At 47.1% G+C, this 15,961-nt stretch carries 12 protein-coding genes; 10 read left to right on the forward strand and 2 right to left on the reverse strand.

All coding sequences use genetic code 11. The annotated features are described in order from the left end of the window. The first annotated feature begins 79 nt into the window (after positions 1-79). From ACJJI4_RS17315 to ACJJI4_RS17350, 8 genes are all read left to right on the forward strand, one after another. Positions 80-1,468 carry a cytochrome ubiquinol oxidase subunit I gene (locus ACJJI4_RS17315; protein ID WP_444896088.1) on the forward strand — a complete coding sequence of 463 codons (1,389 nt, stop codon included), beginning with the start codon at positions 80-82 and terminating at the stop codon, positions 1,466-1,468. Next, complete coding sequence (gene cydB, locus ACJJI4_RS17320; protein WP_444918195.1) at positions 1,465-2,484, forward strand: cytochrome d ubiquinol oxidase subunit II; 1,020 nt, start codon at positions 1,465-1,467, stop codon at positions 2,482-2,484. The genes ACJJI4_RS17315 and cydB overlap by 4 nt, the downstream gene beginning before the upstream one ends. Before the next feature lie 145 nt (positions 2,485-2,629). Continuing rightward, the gene (locus ACJJI4_RS17325; protein ID WP_444896086.1) at positions 2,630-3,382 is read left to right on the forward strand and encodes a TetR/AcrR family transcriptional regulator; all 753 of its coding nucleotides are present in this window, start codon (positions 2,630-2,632) and stop codon (positions 3,380-3,382) included. Between the two features lie 315 nt (positions 3,383-3,697). Then, positions 3,698-3,949, forward strand: a complete 252-nt coding sequence (locus tag ACJJI4_RS17330) for an HP1242/YdcH family protein (RefSeq protein WP_282931240.1) — start codon at positions 3,698-3,700, stop codon at positions 3,947-3,949. A gap of 83 nt (positions 3,950-4,032) precedes the next feature. After that, on the forward strand, positions 4,033-4,635 hold the full coding sequence (locus ACJJI4_RS17335; protein WP_444911526.1) for a glutathione S-transferase N-terminal domain-containing protein: 603 nt from the start codon (positions 4,033-4,035) through the stop codon (positions 4,633-4,635). 292 nt (positions 4,636-4,927) lie between these two features. After that, complete coding sequence (locus tag ACJJI4_RS17340; RefSeq protein ID WP_444925930.1) at positions 4,928-6,511, forward strand: ethylbenzene dehydrogenase-related protein; 1,584 nt, start codon at positions 4,928-4,930, stop codon at positions 6,509-6,511. Next, the gene (locus ACJJI4_RS17345) at positions 6,511-7,152 is read left to right on the forward strand and encodes an Lcl C-terminal domain-containing protein (RefSeq protein WP_282931237.1); all 642 of its coding nucleotides are present in this window, start codon (positions 6,511-6,513) and stop codon (positions 7,150-7,152) included. Before ACJJI4_RS17340 ends, ACJJI4_RS17345 begins: the two co-directional genes overlap by 1 nt. A gap of 86 nt (positions 7,153-7,238) precedes the next feature. Continuing rightward, entirely contained in the window at positions 7,239-9,587 is a 2,349-nt protein-coding gene (locus tag ACJJI4_RS17350; RefSeq protein WP_444925931.1) for a DNRLRE domain-containing protein, read from the forward strand. 140 nt (positions 9,588-9,727) lie between these two features. Here ACJJI4_RS17350 and ybaK read toward each other — a convergent pair whose 3' ends face one another. Next, on the reverse strand, positions 9,728-10,195 hold the full coding sequence (gene ybaK / locus ACJJI4_RS17355) for a Cys-tRNA(Pro) deacylase (protein ID WP_282931234.1): 468 nt from the start codon (positions 10,193-10,195) through the stop codon (positions 9,728-9,730). A 337-nt stretch (positions 10,196-10,532) separates the two neighbouring features. Here ybaK and katG point away from each other — a divergent pair, with 337 nt between their 5' ends. Further along, a complete protein-coding gene (gene katG / locus ACJJI4_RS17360; protein ID WP_282931233.1) occupies positions 10,533-12,806 on the forward strand; it encodes a catalase/peroxidase HPI in 2,274 nt (757 codons plus the stop codon). Between the two features lie 73 nt (positions 12,807-12,879). Here katG and ACJJI4_RS17365 read toward each other — a convergent pair whose 3' ends face one another. Then, a complete protein-coding gene (locus tag ACJJI4_RS17365) occupies positions 12,880-15,087 on the reverse strand; it encodes a S9 family peptidase (protein WP_444925932.1) in 2,208 nt (735 codons plus the stop codon). Between the two features lie 411 nt (positions 15,088-15,498). On the opposite strand from ACJJI4_RS17365, the gene ACJJI4_RS17370 reads away from it, so the two are divergent. Next, positions 15,499-15,918 carry a hypothetical protein gene (locus tag ACJJI4_RS17370; protein WP_444925933.1) on the forward strand — a complete coding sequence of 140 codons (420 nt, stop codon included), beginning with the start codon at positions 15,499-15,501 and terminating at the stop codon, positions 15,916-15,918. The last annotated feature ends 43 nt before the right edge of the window (positions 15,919-15,961 follow it).

The following is a 15,961-nucleotide window of genomic DNA, read 5'->3' on the forward strand; positions in this document are numbered from 1 at the left end:
ATTTTCTTGCAGTGCCGATTAGCACAGGAGGTGCTAATCGGCTCACTGGTTCAAAGATCTCAGACCAGCAGAGGCTCTCATGCTAGATACCCTGATCCTTTCCAGGATACAGTTTGCCGCAAATATCAGCTTTCATATTCTATTTCCAACAATCACCATTGCACTCGCGTGGATCGTTTTCTTTTTTAAATTACGCTACGACCAAACTAATAATCCGGTCTGGATGCGCGCATATCGTTTTTGGGTAAAAGTCTTTGCCCTGACATTTGCTCTCGGCGTAGTGAGTGGCATCACCATGTCATTCCAGTTCGGAACAAACTGGCCCGGCTTTATGGCCCAGGTCGGCAATATCGCCGGCCCGCTTCTCGGATACGAAGTACTTACTGCATTCTTTCTCGAAGCAACCTTTCTCGGCATTATGTTGTTTGGCATTAATAAGGTGCCAAGCAAAATACATACTTTATCTGCCTTTATTGTGGCAACAGGAACCACTCTATCCGCTTTTTGGATTATTGCTCTCAACTCCTGGATGCAAACACCTGCCGGATTCGATTTACGGGATGGAGTCGCCTACCCGGCAAGCTGGATGGAAATTATCTTTAACGCCTCTTTCCCCTACCGACTTACACATATGCTGCTGGCTTCGGGTTTGACGGCATCTTTCTTTGTTGCGGGGATTTCCGCTTATCGGATTCTTAAAGGAGACCCCAAACGCGCGCCCCGGCTCGCCCTTAAAACAGGACTGATTCTCGCTGCCATCTTTATTCCGATTCAAATCTATGTGGGTGACTTACACGGACTCAACACTTTTGAGCACCAACCGCAAAAAGTCGCCGCAATGGAGGGAGTCTGGGAAACAGAGCGCGGTGCGCCCCTGCTGTTATTTGCGATACCCGATGGAGAAGAAAAAACCAACCATTTGGCGATCGGCATTCCCAAGATGGCCAGCCTTATCCTAACCCATGAGTGGGATGGTGAGATCAAGGGAATAAATGAATTCCCCGATAATCACCCACCGGTAGCCCCCGTATTTTTCGCCTTCCGCATTATGGTCGGCATAGGAATATTGATGCTGCTAACCGCTTGGGGAGGGGTCTATCTATTGCGTAAAGGTGAGCTGCCTCGCTGGATGCTCAAAACCCTGGTCGCGATGACATTCTCCGGCTGGATAGCCACTTTGGCCGGTTGGTATGTCACAGAAATTGGACGCCAACCCTGGCTCGTAACAGGAGTACTGAAAACCGCCGACGCTGTTACTCCAGTACCACCTTCTCATGTCGGTTTTTCCCTAACCCTTTATCTGGTTGTCTACGTGATATTGCTCTATGCGTACATAAGAACCCTGAAAGTGATGGCCCTGAAGTCTGTAAAAGTCGAGGAGTTTGAAACTCAGGAACTATTCGCCGGCACTAGCTTAACCAACCGCCCAAAAGATACCGAGAAAAATGACAAGGGAGAAGGCAAATGACCGGTAGCGCTTCTGCAGCGGCCTATTGGCTGCCTGTCGCCTTTGTCGCCCTTATGGGCCTGGCGGTAATAGTCTACGCAATTCTGGATGGCTACGATCTTGGTGTGGGCATTTTGCTCCCCATGGGAGAAGAGGAGGAATCGCAGCGGGATACCATGATCGCATCCATTGGCCCCTTTTGGGATGCCAACGAAACCTGGCTGGTACTAGCAATCGGTTTGCTCCTGATTGCATTCCCAATCGCACACAACCTGGTGCTAATGCACCTATATATACCAGCTGCGATTATGCTGGTCGGGCTAATCATGCGAGGAGTGGCATTCGACTTTCGTGCCAAGGCTGCCATCGACAAAAAGCTAACCTGGGATCGAACCTTTAAAGCCGGGTCTATTATTACCAGCCTTGCGCAGGGGTACATGCTAGGACAGTACGTGATTGGCTTTAAGCCCGACTGGTCTGCACAGCTTTTTTCAGCACTCAGCGCTCTGGGAGTTACCGCCGCATACGCCTATATTGGCGGCGCCTGGCTGGTTCTTAAAACCGAGTCGGAGCTGCAAAAACGAGCGACCACATGGACCCGTTACGCAGGGCGGGCCACCCTGCTTGGGGTGGTTGCAGTATCGGCCATCAATCCACTGGTAAACCCAACAGTATTCGACCGATGGTTTACCTACCCTCTGGTTATGTTTGTACTACTCGTCCCCACCCTGTGCTTTATTGCCTTTGTCTCCAATGATGTTCTATTGGCGAGAATGCCTAAGCCTGCAGATAGACATAAAGCGGTTCCTTTTTTTACGGTCGTCGTTATTTTCCTGATGTGCTTTATCGGCCTGGCCTTCAGCTTTTTCCCTGATATTGTTCCCGGCGAACTAAATATTTGGCAGGCAGCCAGTGCCACCGCCTCATTAAAATTTATTCTTGTGGGTGCGGTAATAGTGGTTCCCGTCATCCTCGCCTATACCGTTTTCTCTTATTACGTCTTCCGAGGAAAGGCGACAGAGCTACATTATCACTAGCTGCATTTCCATTCGGCTGGCAGAAATACCTGTTAGCCGAATTTAATTAATTAAGATGGAACTACCCCACAAATCAAACAAGTTCTTCTTGCTCGCCCGAATTTGGTACGATTATAATAATCAATTCCAAAAGACAATTTTTTACATGGAAGTAAAGCGTATGCTAGCCCATGGCCAGTACCGCTTGTCTAAAGGGGGAGGTAGTTTGAACCAAATCGATCGACGAGCAATCAGCCGGCGCGACACCGCCAGTCCGCGCAAACCACAACGCAAAAATGGTCGGGAGAAGTATGAAAAGCTTCTTGACGCCCTTGAAGTATTAATTACTGAACAAGACTCTACGGATATTAGCCTCGCAAACCTTAGTCAGGTTGCAGGTGTTCCAGCAGCGTCTGTTTATCATTTCTTCCCAAGTGTAGATGCCAGCTTAACCGCCCTGGCCGAGCGTCACTATAAGTCTTTCGGTGACGTAGTATTGGGCCATTCGGATTTTTCTCCGTCAGAAAGCTGGCAGGATATGCTTAATCAGCTGTGCGACCTTGTGCGCGGCTACTATGAAGAGAATCTCGCGGCACTAAAAGTACATTTTGGACCTCAGTCCAGTTGGGCATTACGCCAACTACAAATGGAAAACAATTGGCGCCTGGCAGATACTCTGATCAAGAACCTGTCTCGGGAGTTTGAGTTACCACCCTCTCAGGATTGGCGAGACCGGTTTATGTGTGCCATCAACATTAACGACTCTTTCTGCTCCCAGTCTTATTCCCGCTTTGGGAAAATAACAGAAGACTCCGCAGCAGAGGGGAAGCGGGCCGCTGCAGCCTACTTAAAACTCTACCTCGGTGAGCTTTTGCAGAGGCGCCAATTGCGCTTTGCCCCACTGGAGGCTTCGGCCTAAGCCCAGTAGCAGAACCGCTAACAAAAAAGCCCGACAAGTAATTGTCGGGCTTTTTTGTGCCCGTCATTTCCACCCAGCCCTCTGTTTAAGCCTCACCTGACTAACAATTACCAATAATCAAAAAAAAGAGGGTAAAAAATATTTGCTAATAAAATAGCTTCAACTTTTATATATATCAAATGGCTATATACAGACTTATATTAACTTCACTTTATAACTATGTTGATTAAGGGAAGCAGCGCTAGAATTGCATTTTTGTGACTGGCAAGACTGAACCTACACTTCATTAACTAATATCGATTGTGGAGGTCCCTTATGCCCATTGCTTCACACGAGCTCTCGGTGGATTTCCCAGAATATGCAGACACAATCAAGCAGCTCATCGAAGACGATATTCAATTCAAACTTGAAAACGACATCTACAGCAAACTGGATAAACAAATAAGAGGCCTTCAGGATAGTGGTATTGGCACCGACGACGATCACTATTCCAGCCTCAAAAAACAGAGAGCCTACTTAAAACAGCACCTCTATAACCGCATTACTTCAGTGATTACACATCACTAAAGTACGCGTTAACAGTTGCTCGTAGCAGCACTGGCGGTCACTGCAGTTGCTGAAAGGGCACGCAGCCTAAAAGAGCTTGGCCTATGCAACTGTACTTGACCTTTTCCTCCCCCTTTGCGCGCAAGGCGCGCATTGTTGTGCAAGAACAGCGCCTGCACTCTGTGGTAACAGAGCATTTCTCTCACCCCTTTCACAATGACGACGAACTTATTTCCAGCAACCCCTTGGGAAAAGTCCCCTGTCTAACCCTGGATAATGGCTCCTCGATCATTGACAGCGAAGTCATCTGTGCATTTCTTGATAAAAGCTTAGGGGATGGTCACTTATCTGCACCACTGGACAACAATTGGGATCTGTATACTTTTCACAGTATCAGCTCTGGATTAATGGACGCAGCAGTGCATCTGCAAATGGAAAAGCTGCGCGCACGGGAAGAACTCAGGTCTGATTTTTGGTGGCAGCGCTACTTCAGTGCTATTGAGAGATCTCTAGATTACCTGGAAAAGCACCTGGATCGATTACCCGCCAGTCTTAGCTTGCCACATATTAACTTGTGCTCAGCACTATCCTATCTTGATTTTCGCCATGAAGATTTTGACTGGAGAAGTGACCACCCGAAACTTATGGCCATATCGGAAGATTTGGAGAAAAGTGAAAGCCTGAATAAGTGTCAGCTGCATGAGTAGTTACAGAATGCCGAATACCAACAAGAATAAGTTATCCCGCTATTTTTTCTGAACAGGTCAAAATACTGAGTAGTACACTATTGGGTCAGGCGGAAAGGAGACTCTACAACTGAGACTCGCTGTGATTATATCTCGGTAAGCTCGGAATCGGCATTCATCCTTTATGCGTTACTACAGCGCAGCGCATTCCTCATTTTTTAGGCGCCGTGACTCCATCAGCAGAATGTAGTCTATTTTAATTAATATAAATGCCACACTTTTTTACTAGCCTAAACCCTTTTGGAATACTCCCATGGCCAAACAACCGAAGAGTACTCTTTGGATAATTCTGCACAGCGTGGCCATTGTTGCAGTTTTATGTAGTCTGCTAACGGGGCTCCGTATCTCCACCTTGACTAAGCCAAGTATTGGAAATATCGAAGAACTTTTACCCCAGGGACAGATTCATGATATTCACTTCTTTGTCGCAATTGTTACTTCAACCATCCTTCTCTGTTACTTATTCTATAAAGTAACAATTAAATTAAAAAATACAAACTCATCCAGCGAAGCTAATAAAACATCAATTAGCTACCATAGAGTAGTAACACGCATTGGCTCATTTTTTTTAACACTCATGATCTTAAGTGGCTGGATTTTATTTATTGGTTCCGGTAATCCTTCTATCTTTCGCCAGGCACACTTTTATAGTGCTTTTGCGATCTTACTCTATATATTCCTTCACGCTGGCGTTTACCTAACAACCTATGGCCTGAAGACTTTGAGTTATTTACTTCCCAATGCTCGATCGGGCTATCGAACTTCAATTTTTACCTACTTATCTACCGGCTGTATCACTTTATTACTTTGGATTATTGTTACAAATAACAGTTACCACGATCTTACAGTTGAGAAAATAAGTCCGGAAACCTTTATAAACATAGATGGCATCCCCCAAGAATCCGCATGGTCCTCAGCCATATCACTTAAAATCCATACTGACGGAGGTGCTAACTTTATTGATGGTAGCTCAACCGTCAACTTGAGAGCCTTGCATAACCAACAGGAAATATTTTTTCATATCACTTGGGAAGATCCCACTGAAAGCCTGAAACACCTACCACTGAAAAAAATTGGTTCTGGCTGGGAAATACAACAGCAAGGTTTTCAAAATTTTAATGAAACCCGTCACTATGAAGATAAGTTTGCCATCCTGCTTTCCAATTCCTGTGATTTCGGTGCTTCGGGAACCTCTCACCTGGGCCGCAAACCATCAGCACAGTTGCCCGCAAATTGGCATGGCAAGGGCTACCACTACAGCTCATCCGATGAAATACACGATCTCTGGCACTGGAAAGCAGTAAGAACCAATAAAATGCACTTGGCAGATGACAATTATATTGGCAAGCCTGATATTGTAAGGCCAGGAGCTCGCCGCTATACCGCAGGATATCTCCAGGATGGCAAAGAGTCCGGGGCATACTTAATGAACTGGAAGTGGTACTCCTCAAAAAACGTTACACCAAAACGACTACCCAAAAGTCCCTCCAGCCTGACGCCATATCAAAACGAGGATACAAAGAGCGATTGGACTATTTCCTGGTTTGATTACCAGCCATACACGGCTGAAGATGACAATTATCCTATCAATACGATTATGCCTTCAGTCCTCTATACCTCAAATCGCTTTGAGGGAGATCGTGCCGATGTCAGGGCCTATGCTGTTTGGCAGGACGGCTACTGGTCTATGGAGATGGTGCGAAAATTAGATACTGGATCAGCATTAGATGTAGCAATAAATGACGGTATTTGCCTCTGGGTTTCTGCCTTTGATCACTCGCAAATCGCCCACACTCGCCACGCCCTCCCCGTCAAAATCAAGTTGCCAGATCAATAATGTTTGTGCGCATATTTTGGGTATTCATTTTTCCTGCAATCACGGTCTGTGCAGTCATACTGCACCAACCATCACAACCTCTGCCAAGGGAATACCACTTAGTTAAAATTGATAAAAATGGGGAGCCTATCGAGGCTTGGGCAGGCCCCTGGTCCTGTATCTGCGACACCGATACAGGGCTTCTTTGGGAAGTAAAAACCGACGACGAAGGAATTCACGATGGAAGGTGGACCTACTCGTGGTATCAATATGAAGAAGGTATAGAAAATAATGGAGATTGTTATTTTGAAGAAGAGCGGTGTGATACCGAGGATCTGATTCGCAATACCAATCAACAGAAATTGTGTGCAACGCAAAATTGGAGGCTCCCCGATATTACAGAGTTACGATCCATTATCCTGCAGGAGAGTAAATCTGGCAGGCCTCTAATTGCGACTGAATATTTCCCGAAAACTCAAAGGGGAGATTACTGGACCCGTAATTTTGACAGGCCTTTATACGATGTTTACCAGTACCTGAAAACAGGGGCGGGGGCAGTTAATTTCATGAACGCAGAAACTATCACAATTCCTTATAGAAACGCCGCTTTTGTACGCTTAGTCTCCAACCATTCAACCGCCTGTAATAATAATCCCGAATAATTCCGGCGCGCTGCATCCAGCTTTCACAACTAACCTTTCAAATTGCAGCGCCTTCAGATAATAACCACTACTTACAGGAATCCCCCATGAGACGGTTCTTAAGCACTGCTTTTGCTTTCTCGACTCTATGTTTGGCAATTGATGCCAACTCAGCGACCAAATATCACAGATTGGCCTGGGATGGCGATGCCTCTACCAGTGCTGTCATTGGATTTTCACCGGACGGTAATAGTAATAACCCTTATATCAATTTTGGCTACTCAACCAATGAAAATAGTTGGAGCAGTCGATCAGTTGATACCGCAGCTACGTTCGACGGTAGCTTAAATAGCTACTTTGTAAGACTGGAAAACCTGACACCGAATTCAGAGGTTTATTACCGGATCTGTGACCAGGATGGCTGTGGCGATCGTTTCTGGTTTAAAACTGCACCTGACGATGAGTCCCCATTTGTGATTATTGCTGGAGGCGATACCCGCACCGGACACACAACCCGGCGCGAGGGGAATGCACTGCTGGCTAAGATCCGTCCGCTGGCTGTTATGCACGGCGGCGATTTTACTAACGCCAACAGCGCATCAGAGATGGATGAGTTTTTACAAGACTGGACCCTGACTTATTCCAGCGATGAAATTGATGGGTATAGCTACCAACGCATTTACCCCTTAATTCCCACCCATGGAAATCATGAAGATGACAACTACTCCACTATTTGCCAGGTATTTGGAGTCGACTTCAATGCAGATAGTAGCTGTAGCCCCAGCGATACTTACGGCGCCGTACAGATTTCCCCCCTCTTACGCGTCTACACCCTAAACAGCCAATTTCAGGAAAGTGGCTGGTCATCTTATGCAACGGCTATGAACAACTGGCTGGAAGATGATTTAGCTACAAGTGGCGCCTACAGCAATTGGCGTTTTGCCCAATACCACAAGCCCATGTTCCCCCATTACAGTGGCAAGTCCGATAACCCCACATTATTCAATTGGTGGGCAGAGCCATTTTATGACTACGCCATGAACCTAGTGGTCGAATCAGATACCCACCTGACCAAGCTCACTGAAGTCGTCGCCCCGGGCAATAGTGATTTTTCTACCAGTGATACCGGAGGCACTGTCTATGTGGGTGAAGGCAGTTGGGGGGCTCCGGCCCGTTCCGCCAATGATGCCAAGTTTTGGACCATCGATATGGCCAGCATCCAGCAGTTTAAAGTGATACAAGTTAGTCCTGATGAGCTGAGCGTCCGCACGGCCCAATTTGACGACAGCGCCAGTATCCTGACCCGTGAAGATCGCGCCAATGACCCCCTTGCTTTACCAGAGGACATTAACTGGTGGAGTGCCAACCGAATTGGCAAATCTATGGTTCTTGCACAAAATAGTGTTGGCAGGAGTGTCATTGTCGAGGATAGCAGTGACAACGGCGAGGTAACCCTACCCGTAGCAGATGATGCCTTTATCTCTTCCCGCTATTCATCCAGTAATTTCGACAGTGACTCAGACGGGCTACTGGCAGATGGTAGCGATAGTACCTACGGAACTCTCTACTCATTAATCAAATTTGACCTCTCCAATATCGCCAATTGTTCAGCAATAAATTCAGTTAAGCTTGAATTAAATATTAGCAACCGCTCCACCAACGATTATGGAATTTACCTGGCCGAATCTGACTGGGACGAAGAATCAGTCACTTGGGATTCAGTCGGCGGATCGGGAGTGCTTTCACAATTGGCAGCCAGCTTTATTCCTTCATCCACTGGAACCCTAACCCTGGATTTAAGCTCTTCTGGTATTCTGGAAGACTGGCTAAACGCTGAAAATACCGGGATGGTCATCGCCGCGCAAAATGGAAGCAATGGCGTAGATATCTCATCAAAGGAAACCGGTATTGCACCAGCCCTCAAGGTGGTTGCAGACTGCAGTGACACTGTCAGCGAAAAGATATCCCAAGTTGCCTCAGATGATGTCTTTATCTCCTCCAGAAAGGAAGATGACAATTTCGATGGTGACAGCGATGGACTTCTCGCCGATGGTAGCGATTTGATCTACGGCACAATGTATAGCCTGATTCGCTTCGATTTATCCGATTTAAGTTGTCAGCAATATATTGATGCGACACTCGAACTGAATGTCATCAATACATCCAGCAACAGCTATGGCATATATATGGCGACACAAAGCTGGCAAGAGGAATCCGCTACATGGGACTCTGTTGGCGGCAGCTCGATTCTTGGGCTTCAGGTGGGTAGCTTTACGCCCTCTTCTACTGGTCGACACCTCATTGACCTGGGAGCCTCCGGTATAGTGGACCGCTGGCTCAACGCTAGTAATCACGGCCTGGTGATCGCTTCAGAGGGAGGCATTAATGGCCTCGATATAAGCTCCAAAGAGAGTGGACAGAGCCCTCTCCTGACAATGCAGACACTCTGTAATTAATACTTTTTGGGCTCTCCCCAGGGAGAGCCCAGTTTCAATAACAACTAACTTACTGATTTCTTCATGCACTACTTTTGAGAAGGCAATAGCTATTCACCTTGAAGCTAATAAACCCTCACATCAGGAACTGCCCGGCTCAGTTACTCACAAATTTTAGCTAGATTGCCATCGACAGCCTTTATCAGGTCATCTGGACTTAATTCTATTTCCAGTCCCCTACGGCCAGCACTCACAAAAATGGTTGAGTGATTTTGAATCGATAGATCAAGGATAGTCTTCAAGCGCTTTTTTTGCCCAAGCGGGCTAACGCCCCCCAAAACATAACCTGTTGATCTCTCTACATCAGCTGGAGCGGCCATTATCGCCTTCTTTGCCCCGGCAGCTCTTGCAATAAGTTTCAGGTTAAGCATCGTCGAAACCGGAACAACACCAACAACTAACTTTTTATTGCCCAGCGCAACTACCAACGTTTTAAACACTCTCTCCTCAGCAACTCCCAATTTTTGTGATGCTTCCAAACCGTAAGAATCACTTGAAGAGTCGTGTCTATACTCATGAACCTTGTGACTGATATTATTCTTTTTTAATAAGGCAATTCCCGGAGTCATATAACCCACAACCTATATATTCCACCAAACGACACCCACATAATAATGCAATAGGCCCCAGACAAAACACCCTATAAATAAAACTACACCAGCCCATATCGCCACTCAACAAATAGGCTTGGTTATTAAGTTTTTAATTTACCTTATTGATTACTTTTAATCCTTATACCGGTAAATTCTTATACTATTTACCCGCTATACTATCTGCTGGATAGATGAATCAGGTGCTATCGTAAACCGAAAGTAACCTTACTAAATCGCAGCAAGTCGCCTATATCATTACGATGAGTAATAGTGAAACGAAGGATGTATCAACGATCGTACGGAGACACTTTCGATGCTAATAAAATATAATCGTAGTTGTGCCGCTTTAATAGTCTCATTGTTTATAACCGCGCCACTCTATGCCGCAGACACCAATGAGGAAGTGGTGACTGATCCCGTCATTCTTGAGGGCGCAGTTGAAGGGCAACCAAAGTCCAATAGGTTCTGGTGGCCAGACCAACTCGACCTACGCCCGCTCAGACAGCACTCCCCCAGATCCAATCCAATGGGTGACGACTTTGATTACGCTACCGAATTCCAAACCCTGGACCTTAAAGCGGTAAAACAGGACATCGAAACTCAGCTCAAAACTTCACAGGACTGGTGGCCCGCAGACTACGGTCATTACGGCCCATTTATGATCCGAATGGCCTGGCACAGCGCAGGCACCTACCGGATCGGTGATGGTCGCGGTGGTGCCCGTGGTGGTCAACAGCGTTTCGATCCCCTCAACAGCTGGCCTGATAATGCCAACCTGGATAAAGCCCGCCGTCTACTCTGGCCCATCAAACAAAAATATGGGCGCAAATTGTCCTGGGCTGATCTTATGGTGCTAACCGGCAATGTAGCTCTGGAGTCCATGGGATTCCCTACGTACGGATTTGCCGGGGGGCGACAGGATGACTGGGAGCCCGACCTGGTTTATTGGGGGCCCGAAACCAAGATGCTGGCGGATGAGCGTTACACCGGCAACCGGGAGTTGGACAAACCTCTTGGCGCAGTGCAAATGGGGCTTATTTATGTCAACCCTGAGGGACCCAATGGCAATCCCGATCCGGTGGCTGCCGCCACAGATATCCGCGAAACTTTTGCCCGCATGGCGATGAATGACGAAGAGACAGTAGCCTTGATTGCCGGAGGCCATACCTTTGGTAAGGCTCACGGTGCAGTGAAAGCTGATTGCCTCGGCCCAGAGCCCGCCGCCGCCCCGATAGAGCAACAGGGGCTTGGCTGGAAAAATAAGTGTGGGAAAGGAAATGCCGACGACACAATGACATCCGGCCTGGAAGGGGCCTGGTCTGCCGCCCCAATCAATTGGAGCCAGCAGTATCTGGACAACCTGTTTAAATTCAATTGGGTCAAAACAAAAAGTCCAGCTGGTGCCGTTCAGTGGATTCCCGATGATCAGAGCGCGGCAAATCTGGTGCCCGATGCATTCGACAAGAACAAGCGCCATGCCCCCATCATGTTTACCACGGATTTATCCCTTAAGTTCGATCCCAGCTACAAAGAAATTGCCAGGCGGTTTCAGGAAAATCCGGAAGAGTTTCAACGCGCCTTTGCCAAAGCCTGGTTCAAGTTGACTCATCGGGATATGGGCCCTCGTGCGCGCTATTTGGGAGCGGAGGTGCCTGAAGAAGATTTAATTTGGCAAGACCCTATCCCCAAAGTTGATCACCCTCTAATTGACAGCCGGGATATAGATTCTCTCAAAGCAAAAATACTGGCGGCGGGCATTAGCGTTCCCGATCTGGTGAGGACTGCCTGGGCCTCAGCTTCTACCTTCCGTGGTTCAGATTTTCGCGGTGGCGCCAATGGTGGCCGTCTTCGCCTGAAACCCCAAAAAGACTGGTCGGTAAATGATCCCACTGAACTATCACAAGTCCTGGCATCGCTGGAAAAAGTCCAGCAGGAATTTAACAGTTCCCAATCCGGGGGCAAAAAAATCTCAATGGCAGATATCATTGTACTTGGGGGCGCAGCAGCCATTGAAAAAGCTGCAGAGCAAGGCGGACATAAAATTCAGGTCCCTTTCAAGCCTGGACGCACCGATGCTTCCCAGGAACAAACAGATGTTAATTCTTTTGCGGTACTACAACCTCTGGCCGATGGCTTCCGCAACTACTTTGGCGATGGTTATGGAAGAACCCCTACAGAGTTATTAGTTGATAAAGCCAGTCTGTTAACCCTAAGTGTGCCTGAAATGACTGTTCTGGTTGGAGGAATGCGGGCACTTAATGCAAATACCGACTCCTCACAGAATGGTGTACTTACTCAGCACCCCGGCACACTGACGAATGATTTCTTTGTGAACCTGCTCGATATGTCTACTGTCTGGTCCAAGTCGGCAAAATCAGAGGGTATCTATGAAGGAAAAGATCGCAAAAGTGGCCAGGCAAAGTGGACAGCCACACCTGTAGATCTGATTTTTGGTTCAAACTCTGAATTAAGGGCAGTCGCAGAGGTTTATGCTTCCAGTGATAGCGCTGACAAGTTTGTAAATGATTTTGTGCTGGCCTGGACCAAAGTAATGAATTTGGATCGGGTTGATCAGCCTCAGTCTTAGGGGTCATATACCTCAATAAAGAAAAAAACCGAGGCTAGCCTCGGTTTTTTTCTTCTGGGAGATTATTTAATTTTTAATCCTGCCCCTTTAAATACCGATCAAAAAAGCGCTTGATCATGCTGTATTGGTGGATGCGAGTCTGCTTACCGCGCAAGCTATGCTTCTTGCCTGGATAAGTCATCAGTTCAAATTGTTGGCCGTTATCCTGCAACTGTTTTATGAGTTTGGTGGTATTGGTAAACAACACATTGTCATCCGCCATACCATGATAAATCAGCAGATCACCTTGTAAGCCCTTCGCATAGGGAAACACAGAAGATGCCTCATAGGCATCCATATCCTTGGTTGGATTGCCCATATAACGCTCAGTATAATGAGTATCATACAGCGTCCAGTCCGTAACCGGCGCACCCGATACCCCCGCCTTAAAGTAGTCTCCGGCTTTGAACATACTCATCAGTGCCATGTAACCACCGTAGCTGTGGCCGAAGATGCCTACTTTATTTTTATCAACGTAAGGCAGGGTGCGCAGGAATTCAACGCCGGTAATTTGATCTTCCACTTCAGGAGATCCCATATTCTTAAAGATAGGATTCTCAAAAGCGGTACCGCGGTTTGCTGAACCACGATTATCTAGGGAAAAAACAATATAACCCTGTTGGGCCATATACTGGTTGAATAGTTTATCCCAGCTATTGGTAACCACCTGAGCGTGTGGACCACCATAGACAAACACCATTACCGGGTAACTTTTCTTCGCATCAAAATTAGCAGGTTTGTACAAGCGGTAGAAAAGCTCCTGGCCATGGGGCGCCTCAATACTGCCAAATTCCGGAGTGATCCATTGATCTTTAAAAGGATAGAGAGGGTGATCACGATTTACAGCATTCTGCTCAAGCCAGGTAACTCTGGTCCCTGGGCTGCTGTGCAGGCTCACCTGAGGGGGCGTGGTAACGCTGGAAAATTTATCAATATATCCAGAGGCATCCTCAGAAAATTCGATAGAGTGCATACCACTACGCTGTGAAATTCTCTTAATGTCGCTCTCCCCCTGCAGGGAGACTGCATAGAGATGCCTCTCGATTGGAGTATCTTTCCGTGCGGTAAAATACAAACGGTTAGCCTGCTCATCAACAGCCTCTAACTCGTCAACCACCCAATCTCCCTTAGTCAATTGTGCCTGTAATCCGCCGCCAAAATCATATTTATACAGGTGTTTGAAGCCATCCCTCTCCGATGACCAAATAAAAGCATCGCTATTTTCCAAAAAGTGGAGATCATGGCTCAGGTTAACCCAGGTATCGCTGGACTCGGTAAGGAGCGTTCGGGTTTTTCCCGTATTGAGATTGTAAGCACGAAGCTCTAACTTTTGCTGGTCTCGAGATTGCCACTGGAAAGTTAACAGGTGATCACGGGCCCATTTTACTCGGGGAATATAAATATCCTGATTATCTCCCAGGTTGACCCAACGGATATCCCCCGAATCAATATCTATAAGGCCAAGTCGGATTTTTGCGTTCGCACGCCCAGCAGCGGGGTAACGTTGCTGTATCATTTCGATACGATCCGCATAGATTTCGCTACGGGTTACCTGATCAACTGGCGACTCATCAACTTGCAGGAAAGCAATATGCCGATCATCAGGAGACCACCAATAACCGGTCATCCGGTCCATTTCCTCCTGGGCAACAAACTCAGCCATTCCATTTTTAATATGATCTTTTCCGTCGCTGGTTAGCTGCTTTTCCCTACCGGTTTTCAGATCGACAATATAGATATTTTGGTTGCGAATAAACGAAACAAAGTGCCCCTCGGGAGAGACCTTTACATCGGTTTCAAAGGTTTCCGTTTCAGTCAGTCGACGCGAAGAACGGTCTTTGAGATCGTAATAGTAAATATCGCCGGCCAAAGGGAACAACAGAGACCGACCATCCTCGGACCAGCTGTACTCCATTATTCCACTACCATAAATTCGCTGGCGCTCCCGTCTTGCCTTTTCCTCATCCGAAAGAGTTTCACTACCGCTGTGCAAGCTATCGGAATTGACCAAAATTCGGGACTGACCGTCTTTCAGGTTGTACTCCCAAAGATCGTAACGGTTGTAATCTTCAGCTCTACCTTTGAGGAAAGTTACGCGCTGCCCATCAGGTGAATATTCCAGCGCACGGGGAGCAGTACCACCCAGAGCCGGGTCGGAGAATAACCGTTCAATGCTGAGTGACTCTGCAGAACATATTCCTGCAAAAGTGCATCCAAGTAATGCAAGCAGTGCTTGTTTCATAGGAAAACTCTTTATATTAAGTATTGTTGGCAATTCACGTACCACTTTGCTACCAAGGGTATTATTTAGAAAACTCTGATTAATTCCATATTATCTCCGGCTTCCTTAAGAGTCGGCCTAAATGGCATCCAGATAAACCATAGCTTTTCTTTGGGACTTGTTCTGATCACCAGAAGTATCTCAAATTTATCGGAAACCCTCTAAAAAATGCAGCTATATTGTGGATAGAGCAAACTATTGAGGATTCTACAACGGAACCTTCCGGGACATGCAGTACCTTACAGTTTTGGGTTTGAGCACAAACAATCCTGCTGCTATTGCCCCCCTTTACAAATGTTTACTCTGCTTAACCAACATTTGTGGTTAGCTAATGTCTGACTAAAGCTTTTATCAAAATACGGGGTAACAATAATGAAGGTTCATCTCTTTGCATCTGCAGCTGTGATTTTGATCGCTGCTGGCTGTAGCTCTACACCAGAGATCCCCACCACTGAATCATTTGTCACTGACATCACTGAACTGGGCCATCGTCGCTTTACCTACAAGGCAACCATTGGGGCTGGTCCCAAGGGCCAAGACAGTAGGCGTGGAGGTCCGGGTGGCGGTGGTCCCGGTGGTGGTCCCGGCGGCGGTAAGGGTAGTGGTGGTCCCAGCGGCAGTGGCGGTCCCGGCGGCGCCAATTCTGGAGATGTGAAGAAAGTTGCCCGGCAGAGAATGGAACTCTTGCTAGCCGAAAGTGGCTTCTGTCCCAATGGCTGGTTCCTGATCGAACAAACTTTTGACCAGAACAGAGCTGAAATTATTGGCGAGTGTCGGGCGGTTGCACGATAAGCTTACGCCTCTCACTTTGGCTCTATGTATTCTGCTCGTATCG

Source organism: Microbulbifer maximicatervae (SeqCode), from assembly GCF_052467305.1.